The sequence below is a fragment of the Lewinella sp. genome (genome assembly GCF_050633125.1).
Classification (GTDB): Bacteria; Bacteroidota; Bacteroidia; order Chitinophagales; family Saprospiraceae; genus Lewinella.
This window is the reverse complement of sequence record NZ_JBOEFX010000021.1, coordinates 20,583-33,654: the sequence shown is the minus strand read 5'-3', so window position 1 is coordinate 33,654 and position 13,072 is coordinate 20,583. Positions and strand designations below refer to the sequence as shown.

At 46.1% G+C, this 13,072-nt stretch carries 11 protein-coding genes; 5 read left to right on the top strand and 6 right to left on the bottom strand.

All coding sequences use genetic code 11. The annotated features are described in order from the left end of the window. Positions 1–79: 79 nt before the first annotated feature. From ACRBG0_RS05565 to yaaA, 6 genes are all read right to left on the bottom strand, one after another. A complete protein-coding gene (locus tag ACRBG0_RS05565; RefSeq protein ID WP_431485911.1) occupies positions 80–1,534 on the bottom strand; it encodes a hypothetical protein in 1,455 nt (484 codons plus the stop codon). Between the two features lie 174 nt (positions 1,535–1,708). Further along, on the bottom strand, positions 1,709–2,617 hold the full coding sequence (locus tag ACRBG0_RS05560; protein ID WP_431485910.1) for a DUF4835 family protein: 909 nt from the start codon (positions 2,615–2,617) through the stop codon (positions 1,709–1,711). 9 nt (positions 2,618–2,626) lie between these two features. Further along, complete coding sequence (gene coaBC, locus ACRBG0_RS05555; RefSeq protein ID WP_431485909.1) at positions 2,627–3,835, bottom strand: bifunctional phosphopantothenoylcysteine decarboxylase/phosphopantothenate--cysteine ligase CoaBC; 1,209 nt, start codon at positions 3,833–3,835, stop codon at positions 2,627–2,629. Between the two features lie 78 nt (positions 3,836–3,913). Next, positions 3,914–4,255: a DNA-directed RNA polymerase subunit omega gene (locus ACRBG0_RS05550; RefSeq protein ID WP_431485908.1), complete on the bottom strand. Its 342-nt coding sequence runs from the start codon at positions 4,253–4,255 to the stop codon at positions 3,914–3,916. Then, a complete protein-coding gene (locus tag ACRBG0_RS05545) occupies positions 4,242–5,060 on the bottom strand; it encodes an outer membrane protein assembly factor BamD (RefSeq protein ID WP_431485907.1) in 819 nt (272 codons plus the stop codon). The genes ACRBG0_RS05550 and ACRBG0_RS05545 overlap by 14 nt, the downstream gene beginning before the upstream one ends. A gap of 316 nt (positions 5,061–5,376) precedes the next feature. Continuing rightward, positions 5,377–6,138: a peroxide stress protein YaaA gene (gene yaaA / locus ACRBG0_RS05540; protein WP_431485906.1), complete on the bottom strand. Its 762-nt coding sequence runs from the start codon at positions 6,136–6,138 to the stop codon at positions 5,377–5,379. Between the two features lie 304 nt (positions 6,139–6,442). Between yaaA and ACRBG0_RS05535 the strand changes: the two genes are divergently transcribed. The 5 genes from ACRBG0_RS05535 (at position 6,443) to ACRBG0_RS05515 (ending at position 12,743) form a co-directional block, all read left to right on the top strand. Next, positions 6,443–7,972 (top strand): hydroxymethylglutaryl-CoA synthase family protein, encoded by a 1,530-nt coding sequence (locus ACRBG0_RS05535; protein ID WP_431485905.1) that lies wholly within the window; start codon positions 6,443–6,445, stop codon positions 7,970–7,972. A gap of 952 nt (positions 7,973–8,924) precedes the next feature. Next, positions 8,925–10,514: a CHAT domain-containing protein gene (locus ACRBG0_RS05530; RefSeq protein ID WP_431486119.1), complete on the top strand. Its 1,590-nt coding sequence runs from the start codon at positions 8,925–8,927 to the stop codon at positions 10,512–10,514. 9 nt (positions 10,515–10,523) lie between these two features. Beyond that, positions 10,524–11,036 carry a class IV adenylate cyclase gene (locus ACRBG0_RS05525; protein ID WP_431485904.1) on the top strand — a complete coding sequence of 171 codons (513 nt, stop codon included), beginning with the start codon at positions 10,524–10,526 and terminating at the stop codon, positions 11,034–11,036. 7 nt (positions 11,037–11,043) lie between these two features. After that, a complete protein-coding gene (locus ACRBG0_RS05520) occupies positions 11,044–11,922 on the top strand; it encodes a mevalonate kinase family protein (RefSeq protein WP_431485903.1) in 879 nt (292 codons plus the stop codon). Positions 11,923–12,068: 146 nt separating this feature from the next. Continuing rightward, complete coding sequence (locus ACRBG0_RS05515) at positions 12,069–12,743, top strand: transposase (protein ID WP_431485902.1); 675 nt, start codon at positions 12,069–12,071, stop codon at positions 12,741–12,743. Positions 12,744–13,072: the final 329 nt, after the last annotated feature.

Here is a 13,072-nt window from a genome sequence, read left to right as displayed (position 1 = left end):
GCACTACAATATAATGGAATAATACAATAGCGATGGGCTTAGAATAGACCAATGCCTTCACTTCTAGGATGTAATGTCCCTAAAGCTTGAGGAGGCCCAGCCTGTAATCTCGCCCATCTTCTCCGTAAATAAGTACAAGGCGAGCACCAATTTGATGGCAGCGGCGGGGATAAGTAATTACATCAGCATCTTTGCTTACATAAAGAGGGATGGTATTTAACTCTCCGTCGCGGCGAATCTCACTAAGCGCAAGTACGGCGTCTCGGCCATCCATCTCTGAAATACGTTTGCTATCCGGGTTAAAGTTTTCCGGATTGTCATTATAAAGAAAGATGAACCGGTCTTGTACGGTTACCTGTGTAAAGGAGGAAATGGCCCCTCTGTCATTGGGAGTCTCTTGTCGTTTGGGGATGCGCTTGAGCCAGGTATAGGTGCCGTCGGGGGCAATGTTGGCAATGAGGATGTCATTGTAATTATCGAAACTCGTAAACTGGGGCCCGGTCATTGGGCTCATTTCCGTACGGTTTTGCCGGAAAAACTGTTCAGCCACTAAAACAATTCCACCATCAGAGCGCAGGGTTAGGTCGCGGAGTTGGTACCGGATAAGTACAGGTGCTGTTCCTCGCTGCAAGGATTGTCCAGCTTGCTCCAGGAAGGTTTCTGGAAAAGGAAGAAGGTCTACCTTGGAGGCTTCCTTCGTGAGTGGGTTAATTCTGATATGTCCGATGCCTTTACTGCCAACTTGCCCTCCGATACCGTAGAGGCCAGCACAAACGAGGTCGCCATTGCCAGCTAGTTCTAGCCTCAGGTTAAGAAAACTTATACCTTCAATGTCAAGTTGATAAGCGACTTCTTCCTGTCCGTTGCGTCGGTATGCATAGACCATATATTTAGGTGGTATGCGGTCTTCCTTCGTACCCGTAACCTGACGGCAGAGTAGGTAGACATTCCCATCGGTGTCTACCTGGTAAGAACGTATACTAAAACCTTGATCTCGATAAGGGAGGATTACATCACGTGACCATAGAAGAGAGAAGTCATCAGAAAATACCCGCAGAGTAAAGCGTTCCGGGCCTTCTTTTTCAGGAGGAAGTTGGTTATAAAGTAAAAGGTGGCTGCTATCGCGGCTGTATTCAATATCGAATTGATTGCGGCGAAATTTTTCATCTTTCTCCATGTCCGCCAACAGCTTTTCAGTGCCTGTAACCTGTGCTCGTGGACTAAGGGGGCGGGCAAATACCTGAGTTGCTTCTGCTAGTGTTCTACTGGTGATCAGGTATAGTTGTCCTCGCAAACTGATGATATCTTCTAGGTCTGCACCTTTGGGAGAAAGGTTTACCTCATGCCTTGCGCGAAGGCCAAAGCGTGTGTCAAATTCTTCTAACCAATAGAGTTCTTTATTGAATCCACGTGCTGGGCGATAACGCAAAAGGAAGGCACCCCATTCGCCGGCGGCGACTACCTTGGTAATGTAGCTACCTGAAGGGCCTTTTTCAAGACTACCCCACTGGAGTTCGGTTTGGATATCGCGCATTTGCGCGTTGAGTTTCTGCGAAAGCGGGCCAATACCTATCAATAATAGGAATACGGTTAAGCGTATTGGGTGCCAGCGAGAAAACATATACGAAGTATTGCGCAGAAAATAAATTGCGATTTTTCTTAAACCGGACTTTCGGTAAAATGCTGAAGGTCCAGCTAAGGCTTTGGTTTAAAGACTTCGGTAATCTGCACCATTAGCGGGGTCCACTCTGGTCATTACCTGCCGTACTGTTGTTCGTTCCGTATTGGTACCGCGCCGGAATAATTCGATAACTTCTTCGCGTTTCGCATTGAGGAAAAGCTGGGTAAGAATAGCATTTGGGTAGGACTGGTCTACCTGGCCAAGGGTGCTGATCACTTCGGCAATCGCCGCTCGGGCCTGTACAATATCCTGCGTCATCATATCGAGGCCAAGGCGGTGATATTGATACATGCCAAGGCGCAACGGCTTCATTCTTGGCGAAAGGAAATTTTCCATAATCCAGTAGCGGTTTCGGCTGCCTCGGCTGTTACTGGCATCCGTAGATGACCAACCAAGGTAAGTACCATAAAGGCCTGAAGGGACATTGTTGACAATCTCCTGCGCCTTTTGGAAAAAAGGCTCACCGCCTGTAGGAGAGAAGGAGTCGTAATCCATCCCTAGAATAACATTAATATAAAAAGCGAGTATAGAAGTCAGGTTGTTGTCAAAGCGGTTTTCGCTAAACTGCAATGGCTGGTATTGCTCATAGTCGAACGTTACGTAAGCGTCGATGGTATTAAGCAGGGGAGTGTTTTGGTCTGTACCAAAAATGGGGCGAGAAGATTGTATCGCCAAATTCATTTCGAAACTTGTAGCGGAAACTTCCTTTTGGAGCGTCAGGATAAAATTACAGTCAATACGCTCATCTAGGTCGTAGATGTCATCGGTCCATTTTTGGTTGATGAATTCGGTAACAGCCTGTTCCAATGTAGCAAAGACGCTGGGGTCTACCAATTGCACCTGCTGATAATTAACCTTTACAGTAGCATTTAGTTCTTGTGCCTGTACAAGGCCGGTAAAGCCCAGGAGGAAGGCCAAAAGTATCCAATTTCTCATGTTGTATTTTTAGTCTTTAGACTTAATGTCGAGTAAGGTGGTTGCGACAATGTCTTGGGCAACAGCGTCCTTGGTTTTTAACTCAAAATGGTAAACTTTATTGTCCGAACTGAAGATACTAACCTTGTTGGTATCCACACCAAACCCGGCACCGGAATCTTGCAGGGAGTTCAATACTATGAAGTCGAGATTTTTGCGAGCCAACTTACTTTTGGCATTAGCTTCCCCCTGGGTTGTTTCCAAGGCAAAGCCAATGAGGCGCTGGTGTGTCTGCTTTTGGCGACCAAGCTGGGCCGCGATATCCGGATTTTTGACCAGTTCGATGGTCATCCTGTCATCGGATTTTTTGATTTTCTCAGTTGCCATATTCACCGGACGGTAATCGGCAACGGCTGCCGCCATAATACCGGCCTGGCAATCGGGGAAAGCGGATACTGCGGCATCATACATTTCCTGCGCAGATTCTACTCGGATAAGCTGAAGGCCTTCTCCTTCTGGCTTAAGTGCAGAAGGGCCGAGGACCAGTATTACTTCTCCTCCCTGTTGAAGGATTGCTTGTGCGAGGGCAACACCCATTTTTCCGGAAGAACGGTTACCTATAAATCGTACAGGGTCAATGCCTTCGTAAGTGGGGCCAGCAGTGATGAGTATTTTTTGCCCTTTGAGCAGTTGGCTTTTGCCAAAAAAGCGCCCCAGGTAATCGACAATATGCTCTGGTTCTGCAAGGCGCCCTTCTCCAACGAGGCCACTGGCTAGTTCACCGTTTCCCACAGGGATTAGATGATTGCCATAGGTGGCTAAAAGGTCGATGTTTCTTTGAGTACTAGGATGGTGCCACATGTCTACATCCATGGCAGGAGCTACAAATACAGGACAGCGAGCAGAAAGGTAAACCGCCGAAATGATATTGTCGCAAATGCCGTTGGCAAGGCGAGCTAAGGTATTGGCCGTAGCAGGAGCTACCAGCATAGCGTCAGCCCAAAGGCCTAATTCTACGTGGTTGTTCCAGGCTTCGCCAGCGGTCACTTCCGTAAAAACAGGCCTTTTACTGAGCGTGGCAAAGGTCAGCGGTTGAACAAACTTGGTAGCTGCAGGCGTCATCAGTACTTGTACTTCCGCACCTGCTTTTACCAACAAGCGAGTGAGTACCACTGCCTTGTAGGCCGCGATACTACCGCTAATTCCGAGTACTATTTTTTTGCCTTTTATCTCTTTCATATAAGCAAGAACAGTCGACAAGGATGGAAATACCCTGTCGACTGCACTGATTTAAAGCGTTATAAGACCTGAAAGATTTTACTCTTCCACGTTCTTTTTGTCGTTATACCGGTGGTACAACTCATCGTTGAGGTATTCTTCCGTAGCAATGATTACCGGGTTCGGTAAGCGCTCGTAGAATTTAGAGATTTCGATTTGCTCTTTGTTCTCGGTAATTTCTTCGATGGTATCAGAAGAAACCGCAAACTCTTCGAGTTTCGTGTTTAGCTCATGCTTGAGGTCAACAGCCAACTGACGTGCACGCTTCGATATGATGTTGAGCGTCTCGTAGATGTTCTCTGTTTTGCTTGCCAATCCGTGTACATCGCGTGCGCGAACGTTAGGATCAAGCCCCTGCACTTTGTTCTTAATATCTGACATATTCCAGTTGTGTTAATCGATTTTGAGCTCCGTCAATCATTTTCTGTACCTCTACTGCATTTTCGCTACTGCGGTAACGGGCTAGATAGATTTCGGCTCGCTTTAACATATCATTGTAGCGCTCTTCTTGCTTTTCGACAAAACTGTTTTGTGCAAGCAGGTAAGCGGAACGAACAATCTTATAACGAATTTCTTCGGCCTTCTTAGTATCCGGAAATTCAATCAAAAGGTTTTCAAAAGAACGTATAGCTGCCTGGTATTGTTGAAGGTCGAAGTACAATACTGCTGCTTCGAAGTCTTTTACTTCCAGTTTCTTACGCATTTCGTCAATAAGGGTGTTGCATTCTGCTACCCTTTCGCTAGCGGGGTGCTGATTGGCAAATTCTTCAAAAGCCTCAATGGCAGTCAAGGAATAGGATTGATCCAACCGGAAAGTCGGTGACAGTTTATAGTTGCTGTAAGCATGCATAAACTGCGCTTCCTCCTGGTACTGACTAGCCCCGTAGGTAGACGAAAAGTTTTTGAAGTAATAAGCTGCGAGAATGTATTGCTCCAGATTGTAGTAGGTGTAAGCATACTTGTAGGAAATGGTTTCAGCTTCTGGGCGGCCCCGGAAGCTACTAATAACCAATTCGTACAAAGTCTGTGCTTTGAGGTATTCTTCTGCGTCGTAATAGGCATCAGCCTTGGCGAGAATTTCAGTAGGGTCACCACTCGTACGGATACGCTCAAACTCGCTTTTGCAAGCAGTTGTAAGCATAAGAAGCAGAACAGCGGATAAACTTATTAATAAGCTATTTTTCATAGAAGCGCAAAATTACGGATTTTCAAGGAATTAGCTAGGTTTAGGGCGGAATTTATTCTCAGAGCTTGTTTTGGACGGTTTCGTAGCGAGAATCAAGGAGTTGCGGTTCTGGCGAAGCTGCGAAATTCGAGTTTAGCGGGCTAAACGAGTATTTCGCGGCGAAGTCAGGTTCGTAAAGCCTTGATTCGCAGCAGGAACAAGTCCTAAATATGCTCTCAATGCAGCATAAAGAGCAAAAGATAAGTAAGAAGGTTGTTTGAACGAGGAATATTAGTAGCTGTGAAATAGCCTTCCTTTTCCGACTTAAAGCACCAGGCTATTTCACAAATAACCAGTCGGAATCCGTAGAACCTTCCTTCTGATAAATGTAATCGTCGGCGACGAGTTCCTTGATTTGTTCGGCTTCGGTGATTTGTTCTTTGACGATGAGTTGTGCCATTTTGCCGCGGGCCTTCTTGGCATTGAAGGAGATCACCTTTAATTTGCCATCACGATTTTCTTTGAAGTGAATGTTGATCAGCCTCCCCTTAAGTTTAGCAGTCTTTACAGCTTGAAAATATTCCTGTGAAGCGAGATTCAAGACGGTATCACCTGTTACATTATCTAGATCTTGTTGAACCAATTCTGTAATTTGATCACCCCAGAATTCGTAAAGGTTTTTTTTGCGACCCAACTTAAGGGAAGTACCCATCTCCAATCGGTAGGGTTGGATCAAGTCCAGTGGGCGTAGCAAACCATACAAGCCAGAGAGAATACGTATATGCTCTTGGGCAAAAGCCAACTCTTTATCCGTGAAGTTGTTGGCTTCCAATCCCGTATAAACATCACCTTTGAACATGAGTGCTGCTGGCTTGGCATTTTCTTCGGTAAAGGTTTCCGAATACGTTTTGTAACGTCCTTTATTAAGCACTGCTAGCTTTTCGCTAATCTTCATCAAGCCCTGCAAGTCTGCAACCGACTTCCGGCGCAAGTTTTTAATCAATTGTGCACTTTGAGGAAGTAATCGAGGTTCCGTGTGAGGGATACCATGTACAGGGGTTTCATCCAATGTTTTTGCAGGAGAAAGAAGAATAATCATGCTGTTAATTTTCTGGAACGCAAATTTAGTACTTAGTCGTCAATTTATTTGAAACAAGAAAAAACGTTGGGGGTTGAGTAAAGTTGGAGGTTTCCTATTGGAGACTGCTGTTTAATCGTTCCTAATTGCATACTATACATCTAGTGGGGTGAGGGAGTAAGTTTTTGATTTTTAGTGTTATATGTGGAGTTTTGTGTTTTCAGGAATCGTAATTAAGAACAGCTAGCAATTGCTGTTTATGAACCGAAGGCATTCCTTTTTGTTTGGTTCCTGTTAATTTTGACTTTTTATCAGGATAATTATCATGGAGAAGTACGAGCAGATTCCCGCAGGTATTGATGATTTGGCAGCTTATATCCCCGAGGTGTACCTACCGATTGCTACTTTGGCGGATGCCCGGGGCATCGAATACGCTAAGTTGAACAAAGGTTTGGGATTAACAGCTATGGCTATTCCTGATGTTGGCGAAGATGCCGCTACCATGATGGCCAATGCTGTACGTGAGCTCATTGAAAAAAATGACCTCCGCCCTCAGCAGATCGGTCGTATGTACCTAGGGACAGAGAGCGCGATTGATGGCGCAAAACCCACGGCGACCTATGCACTACAGATGTTGCAAGCCTATTTTACGCCAATTTATGGTCCAGACTGTTTCCTCAATTGTGACGTAGTCGATTTGACTTTTGCTTGTATTGGTGCTGTTGATGCTTTGCAAAACACGCTTGATTGGGTAAGGGCAAAAGAGGGCCGTTTAGGGATTGTTGTCGCTGCTGATAACGCCAAGTACGAACTAGGATCAACCGGTGAATACACGCAGGGTGCTGGTGCTATCGCCACCTTGGTGAAACGTCATCCTCGCCTCTTGGCTATCGATCCGGATTGGGGCGTAAGCACCCGGGCAGTCTATGATTTTTACAAGCCATTGCGCCAGGTAAAGAAAAGTGATGTGATCGCAGAAGCGCTTCAGCTTGCCAGCCGCAACTATGTTGATGTTGAACAACTTACACAACAACTACAGAATGGTATTGAGGTAAAAGGAGTACTGGATAGTAATGAACAACTCTTGACTTTACACAAGGATACGCCTGTTTTTGATGGCCCTTATTCTAATGATTGTTACCAGGAGCGCATCAAGGATGCCTTGATCAATTACCGCCACGAAACTAATGCGGTAAATGGTGAGCCTACGGCAATTCAATGGGATCGGCTCGTTTTTCACCTTCCTTATGCCTTTCAGGCGCGAAGAATGTTTGGTGAAATCTTCTGGCAGGAAACACAGCAAACAGCGCAAGCAGCTGCTTTGGCTGAGCAAATAGGCTTGGAGTTGCCACAATCCACTGATTTCGAAGACGAAGTTGTTTATCAAAAAGCCCTCACCGGTTTTTGGAGAGCAGTAACCAAAACACCACTCTACCGAAGCTTTGTTGCAGAACGTATAGCCCCCAGCGAAGAAGCATCAGGCCAAGTAGGTAATATGTACGCTGGGTCGGTTTTCTTGGCCTTGTTGGGCACGCTCGAAGCAGGATTGGAGCAAAATAATTTATCGCCTGATGCCGTATTTGGGTTTTTCGCCTATGGCAGTGGTTCCAAGAGTAAGGTCTTTCAAGGGCGCTTGCAAACAGGATGGGAGCAGGTGGTGCAAGGCTTTAAATTGCGGCAACGCCTTGCTGAACGGACCGCCATTGATTATGCTACTTATGAACAATTGCATCGCCAAGCGCTCGATAGCCCGGTTGTGAAGCGTTCTTCGTATTTTCGGCAAACAAATATCACTGAAGACGGCAAACGGGAGTACTTTATCCCAGCCAGCAAGGAAGCTATGCGGCCTTCTTGATTAATTCCTTTATCTATTGTTTGCTTTTACCAATTATCAGGCGGTTATTAAAAGTCTTCTCTTTTTCTGGCTATTGTTTTCTTGTATTGGTGGAGGGTTAGTTGGGCAGCAGGCTGCGTTACAAGCAGAACGCGCGCACCTTCAGACCCTGTCTATGCAAGTGGATCAAGCAACGAGGTCGGATATTCTAACTGATCTTGTAAAGATGCTGCGTGTTGAATTACCACCAGGCTTGTCAACGGATATCTTTCGTTCAGAGGTCTTTCTGCTGGCTTCTCAGGTTTATCAAAAACAGAATGATTTCCCTGCTGCTTTTCAACATATAGATAGCAGTATGCAGCTTGTTCGGCGGTATTATCCGGAATATTCGATAGCTGTTTTACCACAAATGGACCAGTACGCTTTCCTCTTAGACCTCTATACCGGACAGTATGAAACAGCTATTTCCTTGCGGGAAAAAATTTGCGAACATCTCGAAACGATTCCGTTAAGGCAACAAATTGAGCACCACGAGGAGGTCTTGGTCAGTAACTTGATTCGCCTCGCAGACCTAAAAGACCGTACCGGAAAGGAGCAACAAGCGAGTAGGAGGATGCAGGAAGCGGCACAGATCATCCAGAATCCAGCGGTAAGCGACGAGAATTATTACCGTTTTCAGTTGTTTCGGTTACATTTCTTCTATCACCATGGCAATATTGAGAGGGCGGAAAAACTGGCTAAAACCTTGCTGGAGGGTACATCCCCACGAGAAATTAGTGATCAACAATTGCCAGCGCTTCAGGCTTTGTATGGGAATATCCTTTATGGACTAGGGCAGATGGACAGTGCCGAACATTTTNNGCAATTAGCAAGGGGGCTTACTTTTGAACAGGAGGAACTTAAGCGAGATTTGGCCCTCTGCTACCAAACACAGGGGCGATACCGCGAGGGGCAAGCATTGTTGGAGGAACAAGTGAACGCCGTGGGGCCCAATGATCCCAATCGAGATCTCCGGTTGGCCGATCTTTATGCAAGTCTTTCCGGTAATTTCTTTCAGCATTTTCTGGTTGAGAAGCAAGCGCGCGACTTGTTACATCAAGCGCTGCGAACGGATCGGCTGGCCCGCCGGCACCATTATGCTTACCGAGAGCAGCTCATTCATCTCCGTGATATTCAAACCAGTGCTGGCATAGAAGACTTTAGTCAACGTTTTTCCTTGGCTATTCTTCAGGAGGCTTATCAGCAAACCAAGGAGGTCAGCTACTTTTTTGAAGCACTGGAGGTGCTGGAGCAGAACAAAAATATTCAGTTGCGTGCGCAACTTCGTGTTGGGCAAAATCAACCAGCACTTTGGGACGAAGTTGCCCTTGACTCAAAGGCATTACAAACTAGACTTCGGCAAAATCAGCAAACACTGGTAGCTTTTTACTCAATAGAGGAAGCGCTGTTCTTGCTGGGGCTAAGTGATAGCGGTGTTGTTTTTAAGAAAATCCCCTTTGGCGAGAGGCGTTTAGTGGAGCTGGTTGGGCAATTGCGTGCAAGTATTCACGATCATCCGAGTGAGGCTAGCGCGGAGGACCTTCAGGTTTTGGCTACGATTAGTCATGAGCTGTACCAGTTGTTGTTGCAGCCGATTGAGGGTATTGCAACATCAAGGCTGTTGCTGCTGCCGGATGGGGCCTTGTCATATCTGCCTTTTTCGCTGCTTTTGCAACAAGGTGCCACAGGAGATTTGTCTTTGAACTTATGGCCATTTGCTATCCGTAGCTACAGCTTCAATTATCGCTACACGCTCGAAAGTTACCTGAATGAAAAAGCCTCAAGCATGGTTGCGTCACGACAGGCAATTCTGGCATTTGCTCCAAGATTTAAGGCGGGTTATTTACGAGGAGATGGTACCCGTTCTGCCGGCCCTTTGCATGAAAATGCAGCAGAAGTTGCCTATCTAACCGGGAAATTTCCTTGTGATGCCTTTATTGGTGATGCTGCTCGGCTAGAAGTATTTCGGACGCTTGCTCCTGATTATTCCATCCTTCATTTGGCGACTCACGCAGTGGCCAACAGCACTCACGGCGACTTCAGTTTTCTGACTTTCGCCGAAAGCGACACCGCTGACTACCAGTTAGAGGTAGAGGAAATATACCAACTGCCTATTGCCGCCGAACTGGTAGTGCTAAGCGCCTGCGAAACCGGCTTGGGAGAATGGCAGGCCGGGGAAGGTATTGTAGGCCTAGAGCGTGCGTTTATCGCCGCTGGTGCACAAAGCATGGTGACGACCCATTGGAAAATAAGCGATAGAGCCTCGGCGCAGCTCATGCAATATTTTTATGATCATCTTGCTAATGAGTTGCCCAAAGACGAAGCCTTACAACAAGCCCAACTACAGTTTATGGCCACCAACGAAAGCTGGCTGAGCCACCCCTTCTTCTGGGCTGGATTTGTACAAAAAGGAAGTACGGAGCCGTTGAGCGTTACTCGCCAGCGACCGTTTTGGCAATGGGCGGGGTTCTTACTTTTGGGCCTCATCGTAGTCGTGTATATTTACAGGATGTTTAGTAAGTAACTTTTATCCATGCATTTGAATATAGAAATAAAAGCCCGCTGTAAAGAGCAGGAGGACATTCGTCAGTTGCTAATAGAAAGGAACGCGGATTTTCGGGGAACTGATCATCAAATTGATACCTATTTTCAGGTAGCCAATGGTCGGTTGAAACTTCGCGAGGGCAATATTGAGAACAACCTTATTCATTACCAGCGCCCTGATCAGGCAGGCCCCAAAACGTCGGAAGTACATCTGTATAAACCTGCCGATAGCGAATCGCTAAGCGCGTTGTTGCAAGCAGCACTGGGCGTGAAAGTTATCGTCGACAAACAGCGCGAAATTTACTTTCTGGACAACGTGAAGTTTCATCTGGATACCGTAAAAGAGCTGGGTACTTTCGTCGAAATCGAGGCCATTGATGTAGATGGCAGCATCGGCGCGGAACGCTTGCATGAGCAATGCCAATTTTACCTCGATCTGTTTGCGATAGCGGAGGAAGACCTTTTGCAAAATTCTTACAGTGATATCCTGTTGGAGAAATAAATTGATAGTGGACAAAAAAATCCCAGCCAAAGTCTTGCTTTTCGGAGAGCATACCATCCTGCGCGGCGCTAGCGCACTGGCGGCCCCGCTATGGGCACGGTACAGTCAATGGGAAACAGGAGGAACGGCCGCTCAGCAAGCGGGCTTAATGGGTTTGGCTGCTTATTTAGAGGAGCATTTTCCTGAAGCATTTGATTTAAAGCAATTCCGAGAAGACCTTGCTGCTGGCTATTATCTGGATTCCAATATTCCTGTGGGGTATGGTTTAGGAAGTTCGGGTGCTGTATGTGTTGCGGTGTACACCACTTACGTCACTCCGAAGGGAGAAGCACAACTGGCAAGCGAGGGCGCAAAGGCTTTCTTTGCCCAGATGGAGAGCTTTTTCCATGGCACCAGTTCCGGTACCGATCCCTTGATTAGCTATTTGCAGCAGGCTATACGTTTACTTCCCGATGGTGGTTTCCAAAAAGAAACGATTCCGTCCTTACCGGCCGGGTGGAAGCTGTTTTTGCTAGACACAGGCAAGGCGCGACAAACAGCTCCGTTGGTCAACTACTTTACACAGCGTTTTGATGAGGAAGAGGATTTTCGAAATGCTGTTCGCACCCATTGGATGGCTCCTAACAATGAAGCTATCGATGCTTTACTTACTGGAGAGCTCGAAACACTGTGGCAGCATTTTCGCCAGATCAGCCAGTTCCAAATCGATCACCTTCCGCCCATGGTACTGCCTAGCGTTGAGGCTGTTTGGCAAGCTGGCTTGGCCAGTGATCATTACCTCCTCAAAATCTGCGGTGCTGGTGGCGGCGGCTACTGCCTTGGTTTGAGCAGTGACTGGCAAAAGACGCAAGACGAGTTGAAAGATTGGGGTTTGTTGGGGATTTGAGTTTAGGCTCCGCGGGCTTTAGTCCGCAATGGGAGAAGCAAGAAGTCAATATAAAATTCCATCGCTTTTTATACCCCAAAAAATATTTTTTAGCTTGAGATTACAAGCGGACTAAAGCCCGCGAAACCTGATAACACCTCTCAATAATGATGAAACCAACTGAATACACCCGCAAAAATCAACCTCACTTTCAGCATCTAGGAGCCACCTTTAGCATTACGCTGATGGCGCACGATGCTGTTCCTAAGATTGTATTAGCATCGTTACAAGAAGAACGGAAAGCCGCATTAGCTCAAATAGCAACCAATGCCACAGAGGAGGAACAACTTTTACGCGCGAAAATCCATGGCGACTACGAAAACAAATTAGAAGAATTATTACACGCTCACTCTGAGCAGGAGCATCTTTTTAGGAATGCGGAGATCGCAGGGTGTGTGATGGATCAAATACGCAAATACGACAGCCAATATTATTCGCTGGAAACAGCCTGCATCATGTCTAATCATGTACATCTTTTATTGGATTTTTCAGTACAAGTTTCATCAGACTGGAATGGCGAAGTAATTGCGGGTTATAAAAATGTAGGTGATGTGGTAGGTTATATCAAAGGCGGGGCGAGCTACAATGTGAACAAAAAAATGGATCGAACAGGGAGTTTATGGTCGATGGGGTACTACGATCGTTATATCCGATCGGCAAAACATTATGATCAGGCATTTGCTTATACCATCAATAATCCCGTAAAAGCTGGGCTGGTGACAGATTGGAAGAAGTATCCTTTTACTTATGTGAAGAGTGAAAGAGAATGGCCAATATCCTAGTTTTTTGTATGATTGTAAATATTGGTATTTTTTACCTTCGGAAAGATATAGGTTTCGCGGGCTTTAGTCCGCACAGGAAGAAAAGTAGTACCTAATCAACTGTGTTACCAAAAAGATATACCAGTGCAATAATATATTTCGCTTGGTAGAACAACCTCATTTTTGCGAAATAGCCCCACCTCTTTATTAGCAGTTAAAACGACCTCGGATGAGGTCGGATATCAATTTCTATTGGATCACCGGGTCGAAAAATCAAAAGGGAGGACGGTATTTACGCTTGTGCGACCTCATCCGAGGTCGTTTCCTTGTTTATTCATTCTTTTCTACCA

What these genes read in the sequence shown, in the direction of transcription:
- ACRBG0_RS05565 (WP_431485911.1), bottom strand. Translation starts at nt 1,534, where the DNA reads ATGCGCGATATCCAAACCGAACTCCAGTGGGGTAGTCTTGAAAAAGGC.
- ACRBG0_RS05560 (WP_431485910.1), bottom strand. Translation starts at nt 2,617, where the DNA reads ATGAGAAATTGGATACTTTTGGCCTTCCTCCTGGGCTTTACCGGCCTT.
- coaBC (WP_431485909.1), bottom strand. Translation starts at nt 3,835, where the DNA reads ATGAAAGAGATAAAAGGCAAAAAAATAGTACTCGGAATTAGCGGTAGT.
- ACRBG0_RS05550 (WP_431485908.1), bottom strand. Translation starts at nt 4,255, where the DNA reads ATGTCAGATATTAAGAACAAAGTGCAGGGGCTTGATCCTAACGTTCGC.
- ACRBG0_RS05545 (WP_431485907.1), bottom strand. Translation starts at nt 5,060, where the DNA reads ATGAAAAATAGCTTATTAATAAGTTTATCCGCTGTTCTGCTTCTTATG.
- yaaA (WP_431485906.1), bottom strand. Translation starts at nt 6,138, where the DNA reads ATGATTATTCTTCTTTCTCCTGCAAAAACATTGGATGAAACCCCTGTA.
- ACRBG0_RS05535 (WP_431485905.1), top strand. Translation starts at nt 6,443, where the DNA reads ATGGAGAAGTACGAGCAGATTCCCGCAGGTATTGATGATTTGGCAGCT.
- ACRBG0_RS05525 (WP_431485904.1), top strand. Translation starts at nt 10,524, where the DNA reads ATGCATTTGAATATAGAAATAAAAGCCCGCTGTAAAGAGCAGGAGGAC.
- ACRBG0_RS05515 (WP_431485902.1), top strand. Translation starts at nt 12,069, where the DNA reads ATGATGAAACCAACTGAATACACCCGCAAAAATCAACCTCACTTTCAG.